Annotated in this window: 22 protein-coding genes; 8 read left to right on the plus strand and 14 right to left on the minus strand. The window is 72.3% G+C overall.

Features of this window, described 5'->3' with window-relative positions; all coding sequences use genetic code 11:
• On the minus strand, positions 1-687 hold the full coding sequence (locus AWQ68_RS01345) for a hypothetical protein (protein ID WP_066933203.1): 687 nt from the start codon (positions 685-687) through the stop codon (positions 1-3).
• A 734-nt stretch (positions 688-1421) separates the two neighbouring features.
• Between AWQ68_RS01345 and AWQ68_RS01350 the strand changes: the two genes are divergently transcribed.
• Positions 1422-6272 (plus strand): type VII secretion EssC family protein, encoded by a 4851-nt coding sequence (locus AWQ68_RS01350; protein ID WP_066933206.1) that lies wholly within the window; start codon positions 1422-1424, stop codon positions 6270-6272.
• Between the two features lie 60 nt (positions 6273-6332).
• Here AWQ68_RS01350 and AWQ68_RS01355 read toward each other — a convergent pair whose 3' ends face one another.
• A complete protein-coding gene (locus tag AWQ68_RS01355; protein ID WP_066933209.1) occupies positions 6333-6605 on the minus strand; it encodes a WXG100 family type VII secretion target in 273 nt (90 codons plus the stop codon).
• A gap of 120 nt (positions 6606-6725) precedes the next feature.
• On the opposite strand from AWQ68_RS01355, the gene AWQ68_RS01360 reads away from it, so the two are divergent.
• A complete protein-coding gene (locus tag AWQ68_RS01360) occupies positions 6726-7445 on the plus strand; it encodes an SDR family NAD(P)-dependent oxidoreductase (RefSeq protein WP_066933212.1) in 720 nt (239 codons plus the stop codon).
• Here AWQ68_RS01360 and AWQ68_RS45575 read toward each other — a convergent pair.
• Positions 7417-7731 carry a transposase gene (locus tag AWQ68_RS45575; RefSeq protein ID WP_373281481.1) on the minus strand — a complete coding sequence of 105 codons (315 nt, stop codon included), beginning with the start codon at positions 7729-7731 and terminating at the stop codon, positions 7417-7419. The two genes, AWQ68_RS01360 and AWQ68_RS45575, sit on opposite strands and share 29 nt — an antisense overlap.
• A gap of 30 nt (positions 7732-7761) precedes the next feature.
• Between AWQ68_RS45575 and AWQ68_RS01370 the strand changes: the two genes are divergently transcribed.
• The 4 genes from AWQ68_RS01370 (at position 7762) to eccB (ending at position 14678) form a co-directional block, all read left to right on the plus strand.
• Entirely contained in the window at positions 7762-8913 is a 1152-nt protein-coding gene (locus tag AWQ68_RS01370; protein ID WP_066933215.1) for an RNA-guided endonuclease InsQ/TnpB family protein, read from the plus strand.
• A 101-nt stretch (positions 8914-9014) separates the two neighbouring features.
• Positions 9015-10244: a type VII secretion-associated serine protease mycosin gene (mycP, locus tag AWQ68_RS01375; RefSeq protein ID WP_066933218.1), complete on the plus strand. Its 1230-nt coding sequence runs from the start codon at positions 9015-9017 to the stop codon at positions 10242-10244.
• Positions 10245-10461: 217 nt separating this feature from the next.
• Positions 10462-12990, plus strand: a complete 2529-nt coding sequence (locus tag AWQ68_RS01380; protein ID WP_084463545.1) for a serine/threonine protein kinase — start codon at positions 10462-10464, stop codon at positions 12988-12990.
• Between the two features lie 269 nt (positions 12991-13259).
• Complete coding sequence (gene eccB, locus AWQ68_RS01385; protein WP_066933224.1) at positions 13260-14678, plus strand: type VII secretion protein EccB; 1419 nt, start codon at positions 13260-13262, stop codon at positions 14676-14678.
• A 23-nt stretch (positions 14679-14701) separates the two neighbouring features.
• Here the strand turns inward: eccB and AWQ68_RS01390 are convergent, their stop codons facing one another.
• From AWQ68_RS01390 to AWQ68_RS01435, 10 genes are all read right to left on the minus strand, one after another.
• Complete coding sequence (locus AWQ68_RS01390; RefSeq protein ID WP_066933227.1) at positions 14702-15427, minus strand: WXG100 family type VII secretion target; 726 nt, start codon at positions 15425-15427, stop codon at positions 14702-14704.
• A gap of 39 nt (positions 15428-15466) precedes the next feature.
• The gene (locus AWQ68_RS41910) at positions 15467-16492 is read right to left on the minus strand and encodes a hypothetical protein (protein ID WP_066933230.1); all 1026 of its coding nucleotides are present in this window, start codon (positions 16490-16492) and stop codon (positions 15467-15469) included.
• 23 nt (positions 16493-16515) lie between these two features.
• The gene (locus tag AWQ68_RS01400; RefSeq protein WP_066933233.1) at positions 16516-17817 is read right to left on the minus strand and encodes a WXG100 family type VII secretion target; all 1302 of its coding nucleotides are present in this window, start codon (positions 17815-17817) and stop codon (positions 16516-16518) included.
• Positions 17818-17828: 11 nt separating this feature from the next.
• Entirely contained in the window at positions 17829-18347 is a 519-nt protein-coding gene (locus AWQ68_RS01405; RefSeq protein WP_066933236.1) for a hypothetical protein, read from the minus strand.
• A 25-nt stretch (positions 18348-18372) separates the two neighbouring features.
• Positions 18373-19914: a WXG100 family type VII secretion target gene (locus AWQ68_RS41915; RefSeq protein ID WP_066933239.1), complete on the minus strand. Its 1542-nt coding sequence runs from the start codon at positions 19912-19914 to the stop codon at positions 18373-18375.
• 12 nt (positions 19915-19926) lie between these two features.
• Entirely contained in the window at positions 19927-20343 is a 417-nt protein-coding gene (locus tag AWQ68_RS01415; protein ID WP_157544759.1) for a hypothetical protein, read from the minus strand.
• Positions 20344-20462: 119 nt separating this feature from the next.
• Complete coding sequence (locus tag AWQ68_RS01420; RefSeq protein ID WP_066933247.1) at positions 20463-20777, minus strand: WXG100 family type VII secretion target; 315 nt, start codon at positions 20775-20777, stop codon at positions 20463-20465.
• 33 nt (positions 20778-20810) lie between these two features.
• Complete coding sequence (locus tag AWQ68_RS01425; RefSeq protein WP_066933251.1) at positions 20811-21137, minus strand: WXG100 family type VII secretion target; 327 nt, start codon at positions 21135-21137, stop codon at positions 20811-20813.
• Positions 21138-21300: 163 nt separating this feature from the next.
• Complete coding sequence (locus AWQ68_RS01430) at positions 21301-21747, minus strand: YbaB/EbfC family nucleoid-associated protein (protein WP_066933254.1); 447 nt, start codon at positions 21745-21747, stop codon at positions 21301-21303.
• A 179-nt stretch (positions 21748-21926) separates the two neighbouring features.
• Entirely contained in the window at positions 21927-22439 is a 513-nt protein-coding gene (locus AWQ68_RS01435; protein ID WP_066933257.1) for a YbaB/EbfC family nucleoid-associated protein, read from the minus strand.
• 168 nt (positions 22440-22607) lie between these two features.
• Here AWQ68_RS01435 and AWQ68_RS01440 point away from each other — a divergent pair, with 168 nt between their 5' ends.
• Together AWQ68_RS01440 and AWQ68_RS01445 are read left to right on the plus strand one after the other, a co-directional pair.
• On the plus strand, positions 22608-22922 hold the full coding sequence (locus AWQ68_RS01440; RefSeq protein ID WP_066933260.1) for a hypothetical protein: 315 nt from the start codon (positions 22608-22610) through the stop codon (positions 22920-22922).
• 110 nt (positions 22923-23032) lie between these two features.
• Positions 23033-23779: a hypothetical protein gene (locus AWQ68_RS01445; RefSeq protein ID WP_066933262.1), complete on the plus strand. Its 747-nt coding sequence runs from the start codon at positions 23033-23035 to the stop codon at positions 23777-23779.
• 25 nt (positions 23780-23804) lie between these two features.
• Here AWQ68_RS01445 and eccD read toward each other — a convergent pair whose 3' ends face one another.
• Entirely contained in the window at positions 23805-25241 is a 1437-nt protein-coding gene (gene eccD, locus AWQ68_RS01450; RefSeq protein WP_245655697.1) for a type VII secretion integral membrane protein EccD, read from the minus strand.
• Positions 25242-25302 lie beyond the last annotated feature (61 nt).

Raw genomic sequence — 25302 nt, forward strand, 5'->3', positions numbered from 1 at the left:
TCACCCGGCTCCCGGCAGCACGGCCAGCGCGATCTCCCCGCTGGAGGCGTACGCGGCGACGGCGGGCGAGATGGACGCGTCGACCACGATCGAGACCAGCCCGCCGCCCGACCTCCCGGGCGCGCCGATGCTGTGGACGCGGGCGGCGGGCGCGAGCACCCGCTGCTCGGCCGACCCCTTGCCGCTCGCCGGGACGTAGATCACCTGGACGACGTCGCCCTTGCCCATGCCGACCGGCGCCTGGCCGGCCCTGAGCGACAGGCCCACGATGGCCTTGCCCGGGCCGAGCTCCCCGCTCGACCGGGTGAGCATGGGGTTGGTCAGCAGCGTGCCGGGGAGCAGGGTGACGGCGGCGTAGGTCTTCTCGACCTCGCCGCGGTAGCGCCAGGGGACGTAGTCGATGCCGGTGTCGGCGATCTCAACCTCCTTCATGGCGGAGGCCGGGATGAGCTGCCCCGCGCCGACCCGCTGCACGACGCCCACGGCGGAGACGCGGTCGCCGCTGCGCAGGACGAGCAACGTGGTGGCCAGTGCCCCGCCGAGGATGAGGAGGACGGCCAGCGCGGCGAGCGCGGGCTTGCGCTCGCGCGGTGGGACAGGGAGCCCCCGCGAGGCCGGTCCGGACAGCCCGGGACGCTCGTTCGCCGGTACGCGTCCGTCGGAGGCGGGCTTGTCGCTGATCCTCATGGGTGGGGGACTCCCAAGGACGATCGCTTCCGTTACTGAAATGAGGGCCGGATTAACGGTCGCGCCTTCATCCGCAGTATTGGTCAGTTCGAATTACAGAATTGACACTATTATGGACACCCACGCGCTGCCGTGTGGCCGGAAACCGGCCTTCCATGCTTATCCGTTAGGAATACCGGTGTCAATGCCGACCTGATCGATGCTTGTTTACCATTAACACTTTCCTGTGGTTGAATTTCGTGATAAGAAGCACTCTGTCCGCATTGATCACATTGGTCCCGCCGACCCGTGCGCCCCTCGGCCGTACGGCGGGGAAGGCCGCCCGGCGTTTCCCGGGAACCGGGAGATATCCGGGGGCGGCCCCGCTAGCTTGTCCTCGGCCGGGCCCTTTCGCGCGACGCCGCCTCGGAGGGACGCTCCCCGGGAAAGGGTTCCGTGGCCGGTTCCAGGGCGCCGCCCGCTCGCCGCGTCCGGGATACCGCCGCCGGTCCCCGTACGAGTTCCCGGCATGACGACGTCCCCGGGGTTCTTCGCACCGGAATTCCCGGCATGGATACCCGCGGAGGTCCCCCGATCGGGTCGGGATGCCGAGAACGGGTTCCGGCCGGAGGCGTCCCCGGCGGAGATGTCCGGCCGACCCGGGCGACGCGGCCGGCCACGCCACAGGTAACGCCACGAGTCACGCGACGGCGGACCGCCCTCCCCCCGTGAGGGCGGCCCTTGGGAGTCTGGGTATGCGGATCATGCTCACCGTGGTGGCCGAGCACGGCCATCGCGACGTGCTGGTCGAGGGTGACGAGTCCACCACGGTCGGCGCGCTGGCCGCCGCGCTCGCCGGCCCGGCCCGCCCGTCCAACGTCGTACGGCTGCCGCCCGCCAGAGCGCCGTACGACCTGGACCGGGGACGGCGCCGCCGGGCGGAGGGCCCGAAACTGTGGGTGGACGGGCGGCCCCTCGACCCCGGCGCCCGGGTATTCGGGCTGATCCGCGACGGCGACCTCGTCGCGCTCGACGGCGTCGCGGCCGCGGCGACGATGGCCGAGGAGCCGGACGGCGTGATCGAGCTGCGGGTGGCCGGCGGCCCCGGAGCGGGGTCCGTCCACCGGCTCGGCCCCGGCCTGCACACCCTGGGATCCGACCCGGGGTGCGCGATCGCCGTGCCGGACCCCGCGCTGCCTCCGCACGCCGCGACGATCCGGGTCGCGCCGGACGGGGTCTCCGTCGAGCCGGCGCACCCCGCCGCCCGGCTGGAGCTGGACGGCCGGCCGGTACGCGAGGCGACCCCATGGGCCGCCCGCCGTACGCCGCCGAGCGCCGCCGAGGCGTCCGGCAGGAGCGCCCGGCGCGCCGCACGACGCCACGCCAGGAAGGCTCGCCGAGCCGGCGAGGCGACCCGGGCCGGGAGGGCCCGGGGAGCCGACGCGGCGGGGCGCGCCGGGCATGACGACGCGGGCCGGGGAGCCGCCCGGGACGTGCGCCGGGTCCTGCTGTCCTGCGGCGTCTCGGTGTTCTCCGTCGGCCCGGTGGAGCCGCCGGACGCCCACCTGGACGCGCTGCCCGACGGCGGGCTGGCCTACAACCGGCCGCCCCGGCTGCGCGCCCCGGAGCGGCGGGCGCGCCTGGAGGTGCCCACCGAGCCCAAGCGGGCCGAGGGCGTCCGGCTCCACTTGCTCGCCGCGCTGCTGCCCGCGGTGTTCGGCGTGGGCATGGCCGTGGCGTTCCACAACGTGTACTTCCTGCTGATCGCGCTGATGAGCCCATTGATCATGTTCGGCCAGTGGGCGAGCGACCGCAGGCACGGCAGGAAGAAGCACCGCCAGGCCGTCAGGGCGTACCGCGAGCGGCTCGCGGCGTTCGAGGCCGAGGTGGCGGAGGCGCGCGAGGAGGACGAGGCGGCCCGCGGGGCGGCCGCGCCGGACCCGGCCGAGATCCTGCTGACCGCGACCGGGCCGCGCCGCCGCCTCTGGGAGCGGCGGCTGCACGACCCGGACAGCCTGCGGCTCCGCGTCGGGCTGGCCGACCTCCCCGCGGACATCGCGTACGCGCCCGAGCGTGGAGCGCCCGCCGACGCCGAGCTGCCGGAGCCGCCGCTCGCGCGGCACGTGCCGGTCGCCCTCGCGATGCGCAGGCTCGGCGTGGCGGGCGTGACCGGTCCGCGGGAGGCGGCCATGGGCTCCGCCCGCTGGCTGGTCGGGCAGGCGGCGGCCCTGCACAGCCCCAGGGACCTGGCCGTCGTCGTGCTCTCCGCGCACGCCGACGCCGCCGAGCAGTGGGGCTGGGTCCGCTGGCTGCCGCACTGCGCGGCCGAGGGGGGAGCCGCCGGGGCCGCCTCCCTCGTCTCCGGCTCGGTCGCCCTCGTCGGCGCGGACCCGGAGGCCGCCGCGCGCAGGGTCGCCGACCTCGCGGCGCTCATCGGCGAGCGGCTCGATCCGGCCGAGTCCGCTCCGTCCGGCACCGGCCCGGGTCCGTTCGGCGGGTCGCTGTCCGGGGGGCCGTCGGGCTGGGGCGACCTCGGCCGCGTGGGGAGCACCCGGCCGGAGGAGGCGGCCGAGCCGGCGTTCGCGGCGTACGACGAGCGGCCCTGCGACGTGCTGGTCGTCCTCGACGGCGCGCAGGTGCTGCGCGGCCTGCCGGGGATGCCGCAGGTGCTCAGACAGGGCCCGCGCGCCGGGGTGTACACCGTCGCGATCGACGACGACGAACGGCTGCTCCCAGAGGAGTGCGCCACGGTCGTGTCCTGCGACCCGGACGGGTCGGTACGGCTCCGCGGCGGCGGGCTGGACGCGATCGGGACGATCCGGGCCGACCAGGTGTCGGCGTCGTGGGCCGAACGGCTGGGCCGCGCGCTGGCCCCCCTGCGCGACGTGAGCAGGGACGACCAGGCGTCGGCGCTCCCCGAGTCGGTACGGCTCCTCGACCTGGTCGCCGCCGAAGGCATCGCGCGGCGGTGGGGGCGCTCCACCCGCGCCGTCGTCGGCGTCGGCCCGGACGGGCCGTTCGAGATCGACATCAGCAGGGACGGCCCGCACGCCCTGATCGCCGGGACCACGGGCGCGGGCAAGTCCGAGCTGCTGCAGACGCTGATCTGCTCGCTGGCCGCGGCGAACCGGCCCGACGAGATGACGTTCGTGCTCATCGACTACAAGGGCGGCGCCGCCTTCAAGGAGTGCGTACGGCTGCCGCACACGGTCGGGATGGTGACCGACCTGGACGGCCACCTCACCCAGCGGGCGCTGGCGTCGCTCGCGGCCGAGATCCGGCGCAGGGAGCGGCTGCTCCTGGCCGCCGGGGCCAAGGACATCGAGGACTACCAGTCGGCGCGGGAGTCCCGGCAGGCGGGGAAGTCCGTGCGCGAGCTGCCGCCGCTGCCCCGGCTGGTGCTGGTCATCGACGAGTTCGCCGCGATGGTGTCCGAGCTGCCCGACTTCATGGACGGCCTGGTCGACATCGCGCGGCGCGGCCGTTCGCTCGGCATCCACCTGGTCCTCGCCACCCAGCGTCCCGGCGGCGTGGTCACCGCGGACATCCAGGCCAACACGTCGCTGCGCATCGCGCTGCGGGTGACCGACGCCATGGAGTCCGCCGACGTGATCGACACCCCCGACGCGGCGCGCATCTCCAAGTCGACTCCCGGGCGCTGCTACGTGCGTTCCGGCTCCGGCCAGCCCGTCGCCGTACAGACGGCGCGGATCGGGGGACGCACGCCGGACGGCGGCGACGGGGACGGGAGCGGCGGCCCACGGGTGATCGACCTGCCGTGGCGGGCGCTGGGACATCCGCTGCCCGCCGCGGCGGAGGCCGCGCCGACGTCCGGCACGGACCTCGCGCTGTTCGTGGACGCGATCGACGCGGCGGCCAGGGGCATCGGGCGCTGTCCGAGCCCGTGGCTGCCTCCGCTCCCGGAGACGGTGACGCTGACGCCCGAGCGCGGCGTGGACGGCCGGCCACCGGAGCCGGGCGGCGCGGCGTCGCTGCCCTTCGGGCTGACCGACCTGCCGTGGCTCCAGGCGAGGGGCCCGCTCAGTCTCGACCTGGAGCGCGGCGGCCACCTGCTGATCGCCGGGTCGGCGCGGAGCGGGCGCTCCACGGCCCTGCGCACGATCGCGGGGGCCGCCACCGCGTGGGCCTCCCCCGAGGACGTCCACCTGCACGCGATCGACTGCGGGTCCGGCGCGCTGCTCCCACTGGTCGGCCTGCCCCACTGCGGGGCGGTCGTCACCCGGGACCAGCTCGACCGGGTCGAGCGGCTGCTGTCCCGGCTGCGCGAGGAGGTGGGCCGCCGCCAGCAGCTCCTCGCCGAGGCCGGGTACGCGTCACTGGCCGAGGCCAGGGCCGCGTTCGCGACCGGCGCGTCCCGGCTCTCCGGAGCGTCCGGGGAGCCGCCGGTCGGGCGGCTGCCGTGGCTGGTGCTGCTACTCGATCGATGGGAGGGCTACGTCGCCGCGTTCGAGAACTACGACTACGGGCGGCTCCTCGACGCGCTGCTGCAACTGCTGCGCGAGGGTCCCGCGGTGGGGCTGCGCGCGGTCGTCACCTCCGACCGGTCGGGGCTGCTCGGCCAGATCTCGACCGTGTTCGAGGACCGCCTCGTGCTGCGCCTGGCCGACCCGGCCGACTACGGGCTGGCGGGGCTGCCGGTGAAGGACCTGCCGTCCTCCCTGCCGCCGGGCCGCGCCCTGTCCCTCGGCGAGAACGGGCTGGTGGAGAGCCAGATCGCGCTGCTCGCCGACGACCCGTCCGGCCCCGCCCAGGTGGCCGCCCTGCAGGCCCTCGCCCGTACGGCCGCGGCCCGGTTCGGCGGGGACCCGGAGCGGAAGGGGGCGTGGGCGTGGCGGTCCGCGCCGCCGCTGCGCGTGGACGCGCTGCCGATCCGCGTCACCACCGAGCAGGCGATGGAACTGGCTCCGGCGTTCGAACCGCCCTCGCCCCTGTGGGCGCTGCTCGGCGTGGGCGGGGACGCGCTCGAACCGCTGGGGCTGGACCTCCTCGCCCAGGGGCCGGCGGCGGTGATCGGAGGCCCGGCCCGCTCCGGCCGGTCGTCGTGTCTGGTGACGGCGGCGCGGTCGCTGGCCGGGCGGGGGACGCCGGTCCTCGTCGTCACGCCCCGCCGGAGCCCGCTGCGGGCGTTGGCGGGGGCTCCCGGCGTGCTCGCCGTACTGGACGGCGAGGCCAGGAAGGTGGCGGGAGCCGAGCCGGGCGCGTCGGACGGGCCGCCGGGCGCGCAGGACCCGCGCACGATCCTGGACGGCACGCGGGAGTACGTGGTGATCGTCGACGACGCCGAGCTGATCTCTCCGGACTCGCCGCTCGGGCTGGCCCTGGAGGAGATCCTGCGCTCCGCCCGGGACGGCGAGCACGGTCTGCTGATCGCGGGAGCGACGGGTGACCTGGCGACGGCCTACCGGGGCTTCACGGCGGAGGCGCGCAAGTCGAGGACCGGCCTGCTGCTGTCGGTGCAGAGCCCGGCCGACGGCGACCTCTTCGGCGTACGGCTGCCGCGCGGCGTGGTCGGCGGCCCGCCGGGGCGAGGGCTGCTGATCACCTCAGGGACCGCGACCCCGATCCAGGCCGCGCTCCCCGGATAGCGGGAGACGCGGCCCGGACCGGGGCCGGGAAGCAGCGGCGAAACGGAGGAGCGTGCCGGGTTACCTGGTGGCGGACTCGATGTTGCCGCGGTAGGTGTTGATCACGCGGGACGCCTCGTTGAGCTCTTCGGCCATGCGCTGGAAAGCCGACCGATAGCTCTGCCACGCCTCGTTGAAACGCTGCGCGCCGGGGCCCGTCCAAGCGGTGCCGACCTTGGCCGCCTCGCGGTCGAGACTCGCCATCGTGGCGCGAACCTGGTCGGCCTGCTGAGTGAACTGGGCCGCCATGCTCTGCATCTCCGCGGGGTCGCCGCCGAGCAGGCTGTTACTCATTCAGTGGCTCCTTCGTCGACAGTTCGGGCGCCCTCACCGTAGATCACATACTGTCCTTGTAAAGGTATTATGCCGACTGGTTATGAAGACGGTAAGAACCATTTAAAAAGGGAGCGGATCATGCGAAATGTGGTGATCACCGGCGGGGCGACCGGCATCGGATATGCGATTGCACGCCATTTCACCGAGGCCGGGGAACGGGTGACCATCACCGGCAGGCGTGAGCATGCATTGAAGGACGCCGCCGCGCGGCTCGGCGTCGCGTACGCCGCTTTCGACGCGACCGACCCGGACGCGGTGGGCGAGGCCGTCGAGCGGCTTCCCGCCGCGGTCCACGTCCTGGTGAACAACGCGGGCGGCAACACGGACCGGGGTCGCCCCGCGCCCCAGGGCCTGCGTGCGGTGGCCCAGGCGTGGCGGGCCAACCTCGACCTGAACCTCATGTCCGCCGTGCTCGTGACCACCGCACTGCTTCCCCGGCTGGGAGCGGGGGCGCGCGTGGTGAACGTCGGCTCGATCGCCGCGCGTGGCACCGGCTCCGGCTCGTACGGCGCGGCGAAGGCGGCGCTCGAATCCTGGACCGCCGACCTGGCGGCGGAGCTGGGCGGCTCCGGCGGCACGGCCAACCTCGTCGCACCCGGTCTGGTCCTGGACACGGAGTTCTTCGGGGACGGCCTGGACGAGGAGGGCATCCGGCGGCGGGTGGCGAACACCCGGAACGGCCGGGCCGGCACACCGGGCGACGTCGCCGCGACGGTCGGCTTCCTCGCCTCGCCCGACGCCGGGCACATCACCGGCCAGGTGATTCACGTCAACGGCGGCGCGTACCTGGGCCGGTGAGCCAGGCTCCCCCGGTCTCGGTCCGGAACCGACGGCCTCGGGTTCCGGACCCGCGCTGCGGACGCTGGTCCGGGCGTTTCCGGTTCTCGATGTACTCGCGGATGATCGCCAGTGGCGCCCCGTCGCACGAGGCCGCGAAGTACGACGGCGACCACAGGTGACCATGCATGAACGCCCGGTCGATCCGGGCGGTGAACTCCTTGCGCAAGACAAGATGCACATGAAGGTCGAAAACGACACTACGACCGCGGCGAATGTTCGGATCTGGTGCCCATCTCGGCGACATAGACAAAACGCTATGCAGTAAAATCCCGGCGTGAAGATGGTCGTGCAGGTAAAGCTGCTCCCCGATACCGCCACGCAGGCGGCACTGCGGGAGACGCTGGCCCTGTGCAACCAGGCCGCCAATCACACCTCTCGCCGCGCCTTCACCACGGGCGTGAACGGCAAGACCTCCTTGCAGCGGCTCGTCTACGGCGAGCTGAAAGCGATGGGGTTGTCGGCGCAGCCGGCCATCCACGTTGTCCGTAAGGTCGCCGGGGCGTACGTCACGCTGAAAGCCAACGTGAAGGCCGGGAACTATGGCCCGGAGGGGGCCAAGCGGCGGGCGAAGGTCGAGAGCAACCCGGTGCGGTTCCGGAAGGATGCCGCTCAGCCGTTCGACGATCGTTGCCTGTCCTGGCAGGTGGATGCCAAGACAGTGTCGATCTGGACGGCACGCGGCCGGTCTGGGCGTATCCCGTTCGTCTGCTCTCCGGCTCAGCTTGAGATGCTGCGCGCCCACCGGCGGGGCGAGTCCGACCTGGTATTCCGGGGCGGGACCTGGTACCTGTACGCCACCTGCGAGGTCCCCGAAGCCGAGACCTTCGAGCCGGAGGGATTCCTCGGCGTGGATCTCGGCATCGCCAACATCGCCACCACCAGCGATGGCGACCGGCGCGTGGGTAGGCAGTTGAACCAGGTACGGCACCGCAACCGGCGGCTCCGTTCCCGCCTCCAAAAGAAGGGCACGAAGTCCGCCAAGCGGCTGCTGCGCAAGCTGTCGGGCCGTGAGGCACGTTTCGCATCCGACACCAACCACCGCATCGCGAAAAGCATCGTGACCGAGGCTGAACGCACCTGTCGTGGGATCGCCCTGGAAGATCTGGGCGGCATCCGTGAGAGGGTACGGCTCCGCAAGCCCCAGCGGGTCACCTTGCATTCGTGGGCGTTCCACCAGCTCGGGACGTTCATCGCCTACAAGGCCCAACGCTGCGGGGTGCCGGTGGTGTACGTGGACCCCGCCTACACCTCCCAAGGGTGCTCGTCCTGCGGCCACATCGATAAGAGGAACCGGCCCGACCAGGCCACCTTCGCCTGCACGTCGTGCGGCTTCGCTGAGCACGCCGACGTGAACGCAGCCCGCAACATCGCCGCGCGCGGTGTTACGGGCTGGGCAGTGAGTCACGCTGCCGACGACGCAGCCTGAACCGTCGAATCCATCGACGGTGAGGAGTTGCAAGCTCGGCCCTTCAGCGCCGAGAAGCTGACTAGTCTGTCCCGCTGGATCTACTGCCGTGGGGGTCGGTCATGCGAGGTCTAGCCGGGGTCGCTCTCACACTGGCGACGGCGCTGCCGATCGCGCTCGCGGCGCCGCCGCCCGCGTACGCGCACGCCGGGAAAGCCGCGTACAGCGGGAAAGCCACCGCACACACCGGGAAAGCCGCGTCCAGCGGGAAAGCCGCGCGCGCCTGGAAGAGCGACACCTGCGCGCCGTCCAAGCCGGGCAGCGTCAGTCTGAGCGAGCCGTGGGCGCAGCGGAGGCTCGACTTCACCTCCGTCTGGCCTCTCACCCGGGGGCGCGGCGTGACGGTCGCGATCGTGGACAGCGGGGTGGACGCCCGCCACCCGCAGCTCAAGGTGGCCAAGGCGGTCGACCTGACCGGGACGGGCACCCGGGACTGCATGGGCCACGGCACGAGCGTGGCCGGGATCATCGCCGGGGTCGAGCGCAAGGGAAGCCCCTTCGTCGGCGTCGCCCCGGACGCCCGGCTGATCTCGATCAAGCAGACCAACGCGGAGCGCGGCGATCCCGCGCTGCTCGCCAAGGCGATCGCGAAGGCGGCCGACCTCGGCGCCCAGGTGATCAACGTCTCGGTCAAGGCCATCGACCGGATGGACCTGAGGAAGGCGGTGGGGTACGCGCTGTCGAAGGACGCCGTGATCGTGGCCGCCGCCGGGAACGTGACCAAGGAGGACGGCACGCCCTCGCCCGCGTACCCGGCCGCCTACCCGGGCGTCCTCGCGGTGGGGTCGTCGACGCCGGACGACGAGCTGGCCGAGTTCTCCAACACCAGCACGCCGGTCGCGGTCCTCGCCCCCGGCCAGGACCTGACCAGCACCTGGCCCGGGGGCACGTACCAGAAGGACCTGAAGGGCACGAGCCAGGCGACCGCGTACGTCTCGGGGGTGGTCGCCCTGGTCCGCGCCCGCTACCCGCAGCTCGACAACGTACGGGTGCGGCGGCGCGTGGTGCTGACCGCCGACGGCACGAAGGGCACCGGGACCGGCGCGGGCATCGTCAACCCCCGGCTGGCCGTGACGATGATCCTCCCCTCGGAGGTCGTCGCGGTCGCGCCCCAGCAGCCCCCGCCGCTGGCGGAGGAGGCGGTCTCGAAGGCCCCTCCGCCGGACGAGCGCACGATCGGCGTGGCGGCAGCCGTGGCGGGCGGCGCGCTCGGCGCGGCGGCGCTCGTCGTCTGGGCCGCCGTCCTCACCCCGCTGGGCCGCCGCAGGAGATGGCAGCCCGGCCGCGGCTGACCGGAAGCCCGACGGAAGGCGAGCGGGGACGCAACGGGAGCCGAACGCGAGGCGACACCCGGTCCACATCTCGGATGAAATACGGACAACATCCCACCTCAGCGGGCGTTTCCCAAATAGACACCGAAAATCGCTGATACGGCAGGTCCACTTTTGGTTGAATGTGATCTGATCATGAATGCCCTTATTGAACTGATACAGCCCGGAAGGAAGTTCGATGGGCGAGATGCTCCCCTTACTGCCTGACGATCCAGAGCAGGTAGGTGGCTACGCTCTCTGCGGGCGGCTCGGTGAAGGGCCCCGAGGTGTCACCTATCTGGGACGCCCCTCTCCGGAGGCAGAGGCGTTCGTCGTCAAGCTGATGCACCCCCGGCCGTCCGCCGACGCGGAGGCCCGGGACCGGCTCGTCCAGGAGCTGACCGAGGCCAAGGGCCTCTCCGGATCGCACGCCGTGCCGCCCGTGGAGGCGGGCTGGCTGGGCGACCGGCCGTACGTGGTGCGCGGATACGTCAAGGGCGCCTCCCTCCAGGAGACCGTACGCGCCGACGGGCCGCTGGAGGCCGACGCGCTGGAGCGCCTCGCCCTCGGCACCCTCACCGCTCTCACCGCGATCCACGCGGCCGGCCTGGTCCACCGCGGGATCACCCCCGACAACATGCTGATCGGCACGGACGGCCCCCGGGTGTCCGACATCGGTCTGGGCGGGTCGGACGGCGCCTACCGCGCCCCTGAGCAGGTACGCGGCGAACCCGGCGACGCGCGCTCGGACCTCTTCTCCTGGGCGGCGTCCATCGCCTACGCGACGACGGGGACGGTCCCCGGCGGCTCCGCGCCCGAGGGTGCCTCCAGCGGCCCGGACGCCACCGAGAAGCCCGTCTCAAGCACTCCCGGCGGACCCGACGCCTCCCCGGCGGAGAGCGGGCCGTCGCCCGAAGCGACGGTGAACCTCCGCGAGGCCATCGCCGCCGCGAAGGCGGCCGCCACCGAGAAGCCGAGCTCGGCCACGCCGGACGACCCCGACGCCTCCCCGGCGGAGGGCGATCCGTCGCCCGAGGCGACGGTGAACCTCCGCGAGGCCATCGCCGCCGCGAAGGCGGCCGGCGCTCCCGGCCCCGCCGCGGGCCCCGGAGGCGCGCCCACCCTGGACGCGGTCCCGCAGCCCCTGCGGCGGGTCCTCCTCGCCTGCCTCTCCCCCGACCCCGCCGCCCGCCCCACCGCCAGGAACGCGATGCTGCGGCTGCTCGGCGAGGACGACGCGACCCCGACCCCGTCCACGGACGTCGCGGTGGCGGGCACGCCGATGCCCGGGGGCCCCGTGGCCGGCGTCGTCCTGCCCGCCCAGCAGCCGTTCCCCGGCCCGAACGGCGGGCAGCCCTGGGGAGCGCCTCCGATGCCCGGCGCCGTACCGTCCGCGCACGGCCCGCACCAGAACGGTCCGCACCCCAACGGCCCGCATGGGAACCCGATGGCCGGTCCCGGCCAGGTCTGGCAGGGTCCGCCCGCGCAGCGCCCGGCCGCACCGGTGTGGGGAGCGCCTCCGCTGCCCAACCAGGCGCCGCCCCACCCGAAGGCCGGTGGGACGACCCTGCAGGACCAGGGCGCTCCACGGCGCAAGGGGCCCTCCGTCGGGCTGGCCGCGTCGCTGGCCGCCGTCCTCGCGCTGTCCGTCGGCGGGGTGTGGGCGGCCGGGCACTACGCCGGCTCGACGTCGTTCGACCGTACGGCTGCCGAGGGTTCGGCGGAGAGCAAGCGCGCGGCGGCGGCTCCGGGAGAGGCCATCCCCTCCGCCGGAACCACCGGCAAGCAGCAGCAGCCCCAGACCCAGGTGACCGTCCCGTGGGCGAGCACTCCGGATCCGGACGCCACGGGCGTGTTCCCGCTGACCCTGCCCACCGACTGGGTGGACGAGACCTCCGCGCCCACCGTCACCGCGACCTTGCCGAACATCCCGATCACGCCGCCGACCGTACCGACCTGGCAGCCGCCGGCGACGTCGGCGCCGACCGCGGCCGGGACACCCACGGCGGCCGAGACGACGGACGCGGCCGAGACACCGGCCGCGCGGCCGTCGCGCACCCGCCGGCCAAGGCCGAGCCCGTCTCCCACCACGGAGCCGCCGGCGCCCACGGACAAGCCCACCGAAACGCGGGAACCGGTTCCGGATCGCACCACGCCGGCTCCCGAGCCGTCGCCGACCCCGACCAAGCGGCCGGCCCCGGAGCCGACGCGCACGAGGCGTCCGGACCCGGAGCCGACGCCCACGAGGCGGCCCGAGCCGCCGACCCCGACCAGGCAGCCGGACCCGGAGCCGACGAGGGTGATCGCCCCGCCTCCCACCAGGAAGGTCGATCCCGAGCCGACGAAGACTCAGGCCCCTGAGCCGCCTCCGGCCAAGCCGGCGGAGGCCCGCAACCCGTACACGCCGCAGCAGGTCTGCAACACCGGCGGTCACGGGTCCGGCTTCTACGTCCAGCGCTCGGCGAGCTTCGACGGGGGGACGGTGTACCAGCTCTACAGCACCTCCTCCGGATACAACTGCGTGGTCGCCATGAAGACCGCGGACGTCGGCAAGGCCAGCTCGATCTGGGCCAAGCTCGAAGTGCAGGGCGGCGGCGTCGCGAACGACAGCGGGTCGTTCGAGTACTACGCCGGCCCGGTGATGCTGTCCGGGAAGGGCCAGTGCGTGCGTTTCTCCGGCGGCGCCGGCTCCAGCAGCGGCGGAGGTGACTGGGCGAACTGCGGGTGAACCCCAGCCGGGAACGAACCCGGGGTTCCCGACGGCGGATCCCTTCGAGGTGATCCGCTGCCGGGGACGCCCCTCGGAGCCCGTCCGGCGGATGCCGTCAGAGGCGCGGCGGCCACGACGATCGTGGTCGCCGCGCCTTCGGCCGTCCTGACCGGGTTCCCCCCGGGCCCACCGCCGACGGCCCGCCCGCGTTCCCGAGGGCATCCTGTTCCGCCGTACGCCCGCCACCGCTCGCACTGATCACCCCGTACCGGGGAGAACGGACTGGAATGCAGACCCGAAAGGATCTCTACCAGGCGCATCGGCTGATGACGCAGCGCCTGGGCACGGCCCTGCTGCAGGCGGAGCCGGACCTGCCGGAGGCGCCGATGCGCCGGCACAATGTGGCGTCGTTCTCCGGTGTCATGGTCGCGGTTCTCGTCATGGCGGTCTTCGGGATCTGGGGGTTGCTCAAACCGGGCGGCGCGACGAGCCTGACCGAGCCCGGCCAGTTGCTCGTCGAGGAGGAGAGCGGCGCCGTCTACGTCTACAGCGAGGCCGGTAAGGCGCTGCTCCCCGTCGCCAACTACGCGTCGGCGCGCCTGCTGCTCGAAACCGCCGACGTGACCGTGCGCAACGTGTCGGCCAAGTCACTCGCGGAGTTCGACCGCGGCCCGCTCGTGGGCATCCCCGGCGCGCCGGCCTCGCTTCCCGCGCGGGAGAAGCTGGTCCGCGGCCCCTGGTCCGCCTGCGTGACGGAGATGACGGACGTCGCCGGCTCGCGCACGTCGTACGTGACCCTGGTGGGCGGCAGGGACGTCGGCGGCCGCCAGATCGGCCAGGACGCCATGGTGGTCGAGGACGGGCGGCAGGAGTGGCTGATCTGGGGCGACCAGCGGATGCGCGTCGTCGGCGACGCCGCACGCTCGCTGGTCGGGGCGAACCCCAGGAAGGTGCCCGCGGCCTGGCTGAACTCCATCCCGGAAGGCCCCGGCTTCCGCAGCCCGGACGTCCCCGGCCGAGGCCGCAGGCTGCGCGGTCCGGACGGCACGAGCGCCGTCGTGGGCCAGGTGTTCACCGTTCCGGCGATGGCCGGAACCCCCGCCCGCTGGTACGTCCTGATGGGCGACGGGCTCGCCCCGATCTCCATCACGCAGGCGAGCCTGCTGCTGGAGGACCCCGAGAGCAAGAGGAAGGCGTACGGCAGGCGGCCGGTCATTCCCATCCCGATCGACGCGGCCACCGCGAACAGCGCGCCCGTGTCGAAGACCGTCATGGCGGTCCCCGGGATGCCCACCGAGATGCCGAAGATCATGACGCCGGATTCGTCCGCGCCGCTGTGCGCGGTCTACGCCGACAGCGAGTCCGGCTCGGCCCGGGCCCGGCTCACGATCGGGAGCCGGATCGAGATCCCGGTGCCTCCGGCGAGTGGCGACCAGGAGCATTTCGACCAGGTGCTGCTCCCGCCGGGGTCGGCGGCGGTGGCCGGGGTGCTGCCCGGCGACGGCCAGCTTTCGGCGGTCCACACGTACTTCCTGGTCACGGACCAGGGGCGCCGGTTCGCGGTCGCGTCCGCCGACCTGCTCGCCGACCTCGGCTACCAGGTCTCGGACGCCGCGCCGGTGCCGACGCAGATCCTCCACCTGATCCCCGAAGGCCCCGCGCTCGACCCCGCCGTCGCCAGGAAGCCCCTGCAGTACGGTCAGTGACGGGCGGTCCAGAACCCCTAGATTTACGAGATCTGCGGGACCTTCAGGTCCTGCTGGAGCCCGGCCGTGTCGTCGTACTTCATGTTCGCGCCGGAGAAGTCGGCCGGTTGCTGCGGGAGCGCCGCCGTGCTGGGGAACAGATTGCCGGTGGTCGAGCTCTGCCAGTCCACCATCCCGATGATTCCGACGAGCGTGAAGATGGCCATGCCCTGCCGCTGCAGGAGCTTCTTCATCGCCGCCGCGAGGCTGGTCAGCACGGAACTCGATGCGATCCGAACCGCGACCTTGGAAAGGGGGTAGGCGAGGCATATGTACTGCAGCGCGGCCACGGCGGCCAGTACGCCGGCCACGGAGACGCAGACCACGGTGGCGACGTGGTACATCCTCGCGCTCTGGTCGAGGGAGTCACCCGCCGCGTCGTGGTTGCGCTTGAGCTGATCGACTCCCTCCACGAAGGTGTCCACGGTGGAGCTGAAGGTCGAGTACGCCGGCCCCTGCCACTTGTCCTTGAGCGAGTCCTTCAGCCGGACGATGTCGTTCTTGAGGGTGTCGAGGTCGAGGTGCTCCTGCTCCTTCCCCGGCGAGCGCCAGTCGGCCGCGGCCGCGGCCATGGCCTCCGGATCGGAGATGAACGACGACATCATGAGGACGATGGTCCTCGCGACCGGGTACTCCCACAGAAGCGCGGCGGAAGTGCCGGCCGCCGCCACCGCGTTAATGAGCAACATCTTGTCGTTCTCGTAAGCCACGAGCCGCTCCTCTTTCCTTCTGGCGTCGCCGGATGGCGCTCAGCCGATCTGACCGATCACCGGAGGGGCCACATCGTCGTCCGCGCCCCAGTCGCCCTCGTCACCGGTGAGGAAGCCCGGCTTCTCCCTTTCGCGCTCCTGCGCCCCGGCGGCGTTCCCGCCCATCGGGGGCATGTACGGCATCCCCGTGCCGCCCGCTCCCGCCCCGCGCGCGGCATCGGCGGCCGTCCGGCCCGGCCCCGCCCCCGACGCCGTTCCGGAGTAGCCGGATCCGCCGGTGGTCGTACCGCCCGAGCCGGCTCCCGGCCACCCGGAGCCGCCCCCGCCCGGATACTGCCCCCCGGGGATCGTGGCGCCGTTCGGGTCGAGTCCCGCGAGGCGGGTGTTCGGATCGCCGATCGAGGGGGTGGTGATCCCGGTCGTGTCGTGCGAAGGGAGATCGGTTCCCAAGCCGAGGTCCGGCCGGTTGAGGCTCGGGTCGGTCGGCCCGCCGGTGCCCGGCCCTGCGTTTCCCAGGTCGGGGCCGCCACTCGGCCCCTTCCCCAGGTCGTCCGGGTTCGGAACCTTGGGCCCCTTCCCCAGATCGTCCGGGTTCGGAACCTTTGGCCCCTTCCCCAGATCGTCCGGGTTCGGAACCTTGGGCCCCTTCCCCAGATCACCCGGACCCGGAACCTGGGGGCCTCCCGGCCCTGCCGGGTTGGGGTTCTTCGGCGGGTCGGGGTTGGTGCGGTCGTAGTTCTCGTCCATGTCCTTGAGAGCCTTCTCCCAGGACGCCAGCGCCTTCTGGGCTTCCTCGAGGGCCTTCGCCGCGGCCTTGCGCGCGTTGTCGTGCGCGCTGGCGAGACCGAGGCCGATGGCGCCGAACCCGGGGAACCCGACCTCGATCGAACCGGTCGCCTTCGAGATGTTCCCGAGGGTGGGGGCGTGTTGCGCGAGATCACCGCCGAGACGCGTCACCTCTCCCTTCTCACTCGGGAACTTGATCTCTCTGTGGCCCATCAGCGACGAGCCGCCCATCAGGTCGGCGGCGCTCGGGATGCCCGAACCGGACGAGGAGTCAGTCATATGTGCGCGCCTTCCGCTGTCCGCTACCCGAGCACCGGGGGAATGCTGCTGCCGCCGTCGCCCCAGACCTCGTCGTCTTCCATGAGCCAGGTGGAGTTCTCGCGGTCCGCCTGCTCCTCGCCGCCCTGTCCGCGGCCGTGCGCGCCGGGCGCCACCATGCCGTTCGCGCCCGCCGCTCCCGTGCCGCGAAGGCCCGTACCGCGGGACGCCGCCCCGCCTCCGGACGTGCCGGCGCCCACGCCGCCGAGCCCCGGCACGATCCCGGCTGAGCCCCCTCCGACGGTGCCGGAGCCGGACGAGCCTCCATGGCCGGGGAATCCGGTGGAGGAGGGGCCGCTGAGCGTGGTCGCCGACGGGGTGAGCGTTCCCGGGCCGCTGTACCCGGCCAGATCGGCGGTGCCGTAGCCCGATCCCGGTCCGGTTCCCGTTCCCCCTCCGGAGAGGCCGCCGGGCGTCACCCCGGTCCCGTCTCCTCCTCCGAGACCGCCGGTGGACGGGCCGAGGACGGACGGCGTGACCCCCTCGTTTCCGGGGTCGTTGAGCCCGAGGTCTCCCGGGACCGAGCCGGGCCCACCGAGGCCGCCGACGTCCGGAACCGAACCGCCGGCGTTCGGAACCGACCCGTTGACGTTCGGAACCTTGCCCGCCCCGTCGAAGCCGGGCAGGGGGCCGCCCGCGCCCGGGGGCAGGTTGAGGTTTTTGAGCTTCTCCGGGTCGTACTGGACCTTCGTGAAGTCCGGCAGACCGATGTCGTGGGGGTTGGGCAGCGCCTGCTGGACTTCGGACGGCAGCGCCTCGTAATTCTCGACGATCCGCTCGTTGACCCGCTTCAGATGGTCGACGGCGCGCTTTTCCGTGCGAGACCGGCCCCACCACACGTCGGCCCAGTCGATGTCGTGGTCGGAACGCGAGTCCTCGCCGACCTTCTCGACCACGTTCCGCTGCGCGTACACGAGAGTGTCGGCGTAGTCCTGGAGCGCTCGTCCCGTCTTCCCCAGCTTCCCGGCGAGCTCGCGCACGCTCGCGTGCAGGCTTCGGAGCTGCTTCTGCATCTCGACCGCCTCCGGGCCCTTGTAGTGCTCGGCCAGCTTGGTCGCGGCGCTTTTCACATCCGCAGCGAAGCCGTCGAGCAGCCCCTTCGCGGCGGAGTAATACTGCCCGGCCCGTCGCACCGAGTTCGGGTCGGTGTTGTCCACCCAGTTCTTGATCGTGTCGATGTTGGAGTGGAACAGGGTCGACCAGAAGCCGGTGGCGAGATCGACGTCCTTGGTGGGGGCGATCGCGAACTTCTTCAGATCGATGCTTCTGATCTCCGGGTCCGTCATCGCGCGCTCCGTCAGGCTTCGCGCGGAGCGTCGGCCCCGTTGGCCTGCTCCGCTCTGTCATAGCTGTCCACCATCGCCAGCAACGTCTGGGCGGCGGCGTCCGCCTGCGTGACCAGGTCCGCGTACGCGCCGGTCCCCGCCTGCAGGCGCTCGCCTCCGGAACGGCTGTCCCCGTCGCGTTTGACGGTGCCCTCGCCGACGAGCTGGACGTATGCGACATTCACCGCCGTGTAGAAGGACTGCGCCGCCCGCCATGAGCCGTAGCGATCGGCGGCGAGCCCGCACTCCCGTCGCAGGTCCTGCAGCGATCCCGCGCCGGCCGGGGGCCCCTGCATCGGCGAGTTGTCCCCGGGGGCGCGCAGCTCGTAACGTGCCGGCGCCTGGGTCTCCGTGATCAGGGCGTCCAGGGCCGTACGCAGGTCACCGGCGATCCGCTTGATCTCCGTTCGGTTGAGTTCCCGGCTGCCCGCCCCGCTCGCGTCGTTCTTGTCCGTCAGACCGGGCCAGTCCGGGTCGTACTCGAGCGCCATGCGCACCATCCTGCTCTGGTAGGGGTCAGCCGATCACCGGCGGAATGACCCGATGGCTGGAATCCCAGGCATCGCGTTCCTCGTTCAGCCAGGTGGTCCTCTCCTGGCTCTCCCGTTCACCGGCGGCGCCGGCTCCGCCCATCGGCACGAACGGCGTCGAGGACCCCGCCGGGCCCCTGGGCGCGGCCGGCCCCGGCTGGCCGGAGACCGGTACGCCCGACCCCGGCCCGCCCAGGACCGACGGGACGCCCGTGCCGGGCGTGGGCACCACGCCGCCGGTCACGCGCGGATCGACCGAGATGAGCCGGCCGGTCGTGTCGCCGATGACCGGATTCGTGACCGGGTTCGTGATCGGCATGTCCCGGACACCGGCCGTCTCGGTGCTCTGCCCGTCGCTTCCCGTCACGTCGTTCTGCCCGATGACGGAGGGAGCGGTGCCGTCGCCCGTGCTCGTCGCGGGGCCCGCACCGGCGCCCGTCCCGGGATCGGAGCCGGGGTTGGAGCCGGTCCCGGGGGCGCCGGGATCGCCCGCGCCACCTGACGGATCGGTCGCGCCGCCGCCCGCTTCCGGGGATCCCGGGTTTCCCGAGCCGCCGGAACCGCCGCCACCGCCGGTGTGACCGCCTCCCGTGCCGGAGCCGTCCGTCCCGTGGGATCCCCCGCCGCCCGAGCCGGAGCCCGTCCGCGGCGACGAGCCTCCCGAACCGCCCGAACCACCGCTGTGACCCGCACCGCCGGTGCCGCCGGAACCGCCTCTCGACGTGCCGCCCCCGCCCGAGCCCGACATCACCTCCCCGTAGGTGACCGGGCGCCGTTCGGGGGACTTCCCTGCCGGAGGCGACACCTTCGGCAGCTCGTACGTCACGTTAGGAGGTATGTGAGCCGCGTAGATCTCGACGATCTTCGTGTTCAGCTCGTCCAGCACTCTCCTGGCGTTGTTGTCCGCGAACGCCTTGGCCGCCAGATAGGTGCCCTGGGTCTTGATGCCGTTGTAGTCGGAACGCAGGAGGCTGGGGGGAGTGCCCGTCTGGCCGCCGATGACTCCGTAGGGGTTCTGCGACGGCTGGGTCGGGCTCGGGACGCCCGTGGTGTCCGTCAGCGACAGGCCCGTGTTCGGCTGGAGCTGCTTGGGCGGCTGGAACGGACCGGTCCCCGGGTAGCACCCAGGCAGTTCCTTCTGCAGATTTCCCCGGATCTGCTCGATCTCGGTCTTCGCCTTGGGGAGATGGACCTCGCCGTACAGCCTGAGTGCCTGGCTCATCCCCCGCATCTTCGTGGCGAGCTCCTCGCCCGCGGCGGTGAGGAGCCGCAGCGCCTTCTGGACCTCGGCGGCGGCCGGCCCCTTCCACGCCTCGGAGAGCCGCTGCGCGCGCGACTGGATCGCCTCCGTCATCAGTTCGACGGTCGAGGCGGCGTGTGTGTAGGCGAATCCGGCGTCGCTCACCAGCGTCGGCGAGCTTTTCCGCAGCCACTCCGCGATCTGTTCCGTGTCGGTGGGAGGGGCCACCGGGGCGGCCGTCGGAGGCTGTCCCGTTTTGATGCTGAGAGTCTGTCTGTCGATGTCCACCGCGGCCCCCTATCAGGCGCTCCGGTCGCCCTCGTTCGCGTGGTTCGTCTTGGCGTACTCGTCGGCGTGGGCTTCCATCACGAGCACCACGGTCTCGTAGACCTCGGCGAACCGCCGGTAGGCGTCCAGTAACGCCTTGCCGCCCCTGGCCGCCGTGCCGGCGAGCAGCTTCGCGTCCGTCCATTCACCGAGCTGTCCGGACCCGATCTTCTCCAGACCGCTCTGCTCGATGCTCTTCACCGAGCCGGTCGTGTAGCCCTCGGCGAAGGCCGCTCCCTCGGTGCCGCCCAGGTACTCCTTCAACTCACCGGCGATCGTCCTGATCGTGGCGACGTTGTAGTACAGAGGGACGTCACCGTCCAGGCCCGGCCATTTCGGGTCGAGCGGGAGCGCGCCGCCGTCGTCACCCATGGCGTCTTTATGCGTCATGTCACCCCACTCACGACCTGGCGAGGCCCGTCACCGAGCCGTACGCGGAATCGAACACGGAAGGGCCGTCCCGTCCGTCGAGAACGGCGACGGCCCGGAAGGCCCGCGCGAGCGCCGGGTCAGCCGTTCACCCACATGCTCTTGTTCCTGATCTCCGCCGCCTGGTAGTTCTCGTTGGCGATCTGGATGGCCCGCTGGATCTCGTCCAGCTGGCTCCTCATCTTGGCGGCGGAGGCGTCCCACTTCCGCTGGTGCTCGCGGAAGAAGGCCTCCGCGCCGTCGTCGCCCTCCCAGTGACCCGCGAGGTCCTGCTGGAGCTTGGTGAGCAGGTCGGCCGTGGCCCGCTCGAAGTCGCCCAGGATCTTGACGATGTCCCCCTGGGTCAGTTCCATGTGGCCGAAGTTGACCTTGGTGAAGTCGAGTTCAGCGGACACAGCGCTCTCCGTTCCTGCCTGACTGGCTTTCGGTCACTTGATGTCGACGTTGATCAGCGACTCGACCCGGCCCACACCGGCCTGGACGTCCTGGTCGGCGGCGTCGTAGACGATGGCGTTGACGCCCATCGTCTCCGCGATCGACTCGAGGTCCTCGCGGACCGCCCTCATGCTGTCGTTCCAGGTCGTCATCGCCCGCCGGAAGACGGCGGCCGCCGGGCCGATCCAGCCCGTGGCCAGCAGGCCGTTCGCCGTCGTCTCGACACCCGCGCGAAGGCCCTCGATGTACTGGGCGGTGTCGACGACATGGCTGGACGCGATCTTGATCTGCGCGGGGCTTGCACCAAAGAACTGCGACATTCCGTCACCTCCGTGACATGTGGCCGGTCTGGCCCTGGACGCTCCCGGCATCAAGGACACGTCGTACGGATATCACCAGACCGCATCGTATGCCTCAAGATCTATCTAGATAACATGTATGTAGATTACGGATGAGTAAAGTTTGATCAACTTGCCCGTGTCATCAGTCGCTTCCGAGGCGGCGCCGGATGCGGTCGAGCTCGGCCATCACGTCGTCGAAGGTCCGGCCGTAGATGCCTTCGGCCTCCCTGACCTTGTCCATCGCCGCGTCGGGCTCCTTGAGGAGCTTCATGGGGTCGTTCTCCTTGCCGAAGACCTCCTCGGACGCCTCCTCCACCTGCCGCTGCATGTCCTCGGCCGCCGCCCGGATCGTCTCCTTGATCTTCTCGGCGAGCTCGCCCGAGCTGAGCCGCATCGCCTTGGGGTGCAGCTCCAGCTCGCGCAGACCGGCACCGGCGTACTCCACGGTGACCAGGCGGTCCTCGTCCTGCGCCCGGCCGACCAGGCCCGACATGACGCTCTCGAACCGCCGCATCTCCTCGATCTGCTGATCGCCGCGCCGCATGAGCTGCTCGATGTCGATGTTCGCGAAGTCGCCGAAGCCCGTCATCCGTCGCCCCCATCTCCGGTACCGGCGGCCGTCCATGCGCCAGAGATCACATATGACCGCATTTGGGGCAACGTACCTCATTGCCCCTCGCTTTCACCGGCTTTTCCGGCCATGCGGCGCCTCCCGAGTAGACGAAACCACCGCTGACCAGGCCGAACCGCTCCCCCGGTTCACCGGGGTCAGCCGGAGCCGTGCCGGAACCGGTCCAGGCGGGCCATCCGGCCCTCCATCGAGTCGAGGAAGGAGTCCTGGATCGCCTCCAGCCTCCGCCGCGCGCGGTCGATGTCCAGCGCCCGGTCGGAGCGGCCGGGCTCCCTCCCGTCGCCGGAAGCCTCCCCGCGCCCGCCGGGCGCGTCCGGGAACGCTCCGCCCAGAGGCTCCTCCAGCGCCGGGCCGAGCACCTCGGCGGTCCTGCCCCGGGCGTCCTCCTGCGCCGCCCGTATGGCGCTGACCACCGCCTCGGCCAGGCCCTCGCTGTCCTGCCGCATCACCCGGGGATCGAACCGGACGTCCCTGATCCGGCCCTCGCCGTCCACGATGGCGCGGATCATGCCGCCGGCGGCCTCTCCCTCCCCGGTCACCTCGCCCAGCCGTCCCAGGGCCTCGGTCAGGCCGCGGAGTGTGCGTTCCGCCTCCCGGGAGATCCGGTCGATCTCCTCCGTACGCACCGTCGCGGGATCGAAGTCGAACATCCCTGCCCCCTCGTGGTCGTGTCGCCCGCGAGTCGATCATGGAACAGTGAACCGGCCGCCAGCGCCGGGTGGCCGCGCCCCCAACCCGGCATGAACAAACACCTCCCACCTGCATGAACGCTTTCGGCGCCGTGGCTGCCGGAACGATCACGGTGATATGGAGATCACATGTCTCCGAATCCCAACCAGGACCGGTACGTCACCTCGAACGGCATCCACAAGCTCCGGAACCGGCTCGCCGACGACGTCATCCCCCAGTTCGAGAAGCGCAGGAGCCAGGTGGACGAGACCGTCCTCGGCCCCTGGGACCTCGGCATGTCGGGCAGCGCCATCATCCTGCCCACGTACGAGAGCGCGGTGGTCAGGGCGCGCGGCCATCTCGACGACGCCATCGACACGGCCCAGAAGTGGATGGAGCAGCTCGGCATCGCCGCCGCCAACTGGCGCGACGCCGAGGACGCGAGCACCGTCAAGTACGTCTGACGGTCCGCACACCGGCCCGGCCCCGTCAGGGACGCGAGCCGGACGAGAACTCACGCCGCGCCGGGGGCCTTCCCGGCGCGTCGGCATCATCGGGAAAGGCGGAAACGAGCATGGGCAAGCACGCGGGCGCTCCCGCGGTCGAGGCGCTCACGAACCTGAGACGGGCGCAACTCCTCGCGGGAGGGGGCCTGCTCGCGCTGACGTTCGTGGAGAGCCTCCTGGTCGACGACGAGGCGATCATTCACGCGGCCAACAACTGGCTGGCGCTCGCCCGTGAGCTGGACGGCGGCCCCAAACGACTCATCGCGCTCATGCTGGCCGAGTCGAGGGAGGACTGGATCGCCGAGGACCACCTCGCGTTCGAGGACGCCGCCGTGACCTTCCAGTCGGAGCTGGAGGTGCTGCGGGGCACGGTCACCGACACCGCCGGACTGCTCGACGAGGTCGGGGCCACCTTCCGCGACTTCGGATGGGCGGTGTTCGCGTTCTCGGTCACGCTTCTCGCCACAACGATCTCCGCGGCGGTGCTGACCCTCACCCCGGCCGGAGCCCAGGCCCGGCTCTTCATACGCGCGCTCATGCAGGCGGCGGACAAGATCCTCGCCGCCTGGGGCAAGGCCCTGCTCGGCTATCTCGGCGGCGCGGCGGTCATCATCGGCTACCTGTGGCGCAAGGAGATCCAGCTGAAGAACGTCGAGCCCACCGGCGACGTCGCCATCGACTTCAAGCAGGCGACGATCGACGTGAACCGCGCCCCCACCTTCACGAAGCCCGGGCCCCCGGGGACGCCGTCGCCCACCGCCGGCTTCGACTGGCTCGCCCCCAAGCGCGACGTGCCCCTGCCGTACGGCCAGTGAGAGCCTGCCCGGCCGGTCGGCCGGATCAGCCGGACAGGCCGCGGATCCAGGCGTAGACCTCCAGCACGCCCAGCGCGAGCGGGAACAGGCCGGCGGTCAGCACGACGTCGACGATGTCCCCGGCCCGTCCCCAGAACGGGGACGGGCGGCCGGTCGGCAGCCACAGGGCGAGGCCGGCCGGGATCGCCGCCGCCCACATGAGCCCGATCACGAGCGCGACGGACCAGACGCCGTCGGCCCGCGTGCTCAGCGTGAGCGCGAGCAGGACGAGCCCGGCCAGCGCGGACACCGTCAGCCAGAGCCGCTGGGCGACGCCGTGGAAGACCCGCGTGCGGAGAACCAGGGTCAGCGACAGCGCCAGCGACATCACCGGCGCGATCCACCCCTCGTCGAGCACGAGCAGCGGCTGGGCGGCGAGCACGACCATCGCGATCCCCGCGACGATCCCGGTGGCGTAGCGCTGCGCCTGGCCGGTCCGCTCCAGGATGGACGCGCTGTCCACCCGCTCGTTGTCCGCGCGCAGCTCCTCGGCCGTGGTGGGCATCGAGGGCAGCGGCATCCGGGCCAGCCGGAACGCCAGCGACGGGACGAACGGGCTGCACGCCAGCAGGAGCGACGCGGCGACCGCGGCGACCCCCGCCGCGGGCACGTCGAACACCATGACGACGGCGGCGCTCACCGCCCCGGCGGCCGACGCGATCGCGGTGCCGAGGAACCCGGGCACGCCGTCGGCCACCGCGGCCCCGCCGACCGCGGCCACGAACGCGGTGCAGGCGAGCGCCGCGAGCAGGTGCGGCGCGCCCAGACCCGCGAGCCCGGCCGGTCCCGCCGGGGCGAGCAGCCCGGCCAGGAACCCGTACGGCAGGGCCGCGTAGCCGAGCGCCGCGCCCGCGCCCGAGTGGCCGAGCGCCCGGGACAGGGAGGCGGCGGCGAGGAGCAGGAGGAGGGCGAGCACGCCCGCGACCACGGCGACCACGCCCAGGGCGGCGCCGGACAGCACGAGCGCGGGAGCCCCGGCGACGAGGAGGGCGCAGGAGGCGCCCATCCCGAGCAGCCGGGTGTGCCTGCCGCTCCAGGCGTTCCTGCCCTCCTTGACGCCGGTCGCGACCACGTCGGCGACGTCGTCGAACATCGCCGGGGGCAGCACGAACTCGCGCGGGCGGAGGTAGAGCACCTCCCCGTCGAGGACGCCGAGCGCCCCGAGGCTCTGCCCGATGTCGAAGGGGGTGCCGCCGAGCCGCTGCAGGATCCATCCGGGCGCGGGGGCGAACTCTCCGTCCACCTCGCCGAGCGCGCGCAGCAGGCCGGGCATGACATGCGGCAGCGGGATGTCCGCCGGTAGCGCGAGATCGGCCCTCTTGTGCGGGCCGACGATCGTGACGTGGCAGAGCGCCGGTGGCCGGGCGCCGGCCGCGGCAAGGGCCCCCTGCGACATGGGCTCATGGGCGGCCAAGGATGTCACTGCCGTACTCCCTCCGCGTGCGGAACAGCGAACAACGCGAACATAGCGCGCTTACTTTCCT

Origin of the sequence: Microtetraspora fusca (genome assembly GCF_001570365.1) — a bacterium.
GTDB lineage: Bacteria > Actinomycetota > Actinomycetes > Streptosporangiales > Streptosporangiaceae > Microtetraspora > Microtetraspora fusca.

Excerpts from the sequence above, each read along its gene's own strand:
- AWQ68_RS01345 (WP_066933203.1), bottom strand. The coding sequence starts at position 687 with ATGAGGATCAGCGACAAGCCCGCCTCCGACGGACGCGTACCGGCGAAC.
- AWQ68_RS01350 (WP_066933206.1), top strand. The coding sequence starts at position 1,422 with ATGCGGATCATGCTCACCGTGGTGGCCGAGCACGGCCATCGCGACGTG.
- AWQ68_RS01355 (WP_066933209.1), bottom strand. The coding sequence starts at position 6,605 with ATGAGTAACAGCCTGCTCGGCGGCGACCCCGCGGAGATGCAGAGCATG.
- AWQ68_RS01360 (WP_066933212.1), top strand. The coding sequence starts at position 6,726 with ATGCGAAATGTGGTGATCACCGGCGGGGCGACCGGCATCGGATATGCG.
- AWQ68_RS45575 (WP_373281481.1), bottom strand. The coding sequence starts at position 7,731 with ATGTCGCCGAGATGGGCACCAGATCCGAACATTCGCCGCGGTCGTAGT.
- mycP (WP_066933218.1), top strand. The coding sequence starts at position 9,015 with ATGCGAGGTCTAGCCGGGGTCGCTCTCACACTGGCGACGGCGCTGCCG.
- AWQ68_RS01380 (WP_084463545.1), top strand. The coding sequence starts at position 10,462 with ATGGGCGAGATGCTCCCCTTACTGCCTGACGATCCAGAGCAGGTAGGT.
- eccB (WP_066933224.1), top strand. The coding sequence starts at position 13,260 with ATGCAGACCCGAAAGGATCTCTACCAGGCGCATCGGCTGATGACGCAG.
- AWQ68_RS41910 (WP_066933230.1), bottom strand. The coding sequence starts at position 16,492 with ATGACTGACTCCTCGTCCGGTTCGGGCATCCCGAGCGCCGCCGACCTG.
- AWQ68_RS01400 (WP_066933233.1), bottom strand. The coding sequence starts at position 17,817 with ATGACGGACCCGGAGATCAGAAGCATCGATCTGAAGAAGTTCGCGATC.
- AWQ68_RS01405 (WP_066933236.1), bottom strand. The coding sequence starts at position 18,347 with ATGGCGCTCGAGTACGACCCGGACTGGCCCGGTCTGACGGACAAGAAC.
- AWQ68_RS01415 (WP_157544759.1), bottom strand. The coding sequence starts at position 20,343 with ATGACGCATAAAGACGCCATGGGTGACGACGGCGGCGCGCTCCCGCTC.
- AWQ68_RS01425 (WP_066933251.1), bottom strand. The coding sequence starts at position 21,137 with ATGTCGCAGTTCTTTGGTGCAAGCCCCGCGCAGATCAAGATCGCGTCC.
- AWQ68_RS01430 (WP_066933254.1), bottom strand. The coding sequence starts at position 21,747 with ATGACGGGCTTCGGCGACTTCGCGAACATCGACATCGAGCAGCTCATG.
- AWQ68_RS01435 (WP_066933257.1), bottom strand. The coding sequence starts at position 22,439 with ATGTTCGACTTCGATCCCGCGACGGTGCGTACGGAGGAGATCGACCGG.
- AWQ68_RS01440 (WP_066933260.1), top strand. The coding sequence starts at position 22,608 with ATGTCTCCGAATCCCAACCAGGACCGGTACGTCACCTCGAACGGCATC.
- AWQ68_RS01445 (WP_066933262.1), top strand. The coding sequence starts at position 23,033 with ATGGGCAAGCACGCGGGCGCTCCCGCGGTCGAGGCGCTCACGAACCTG.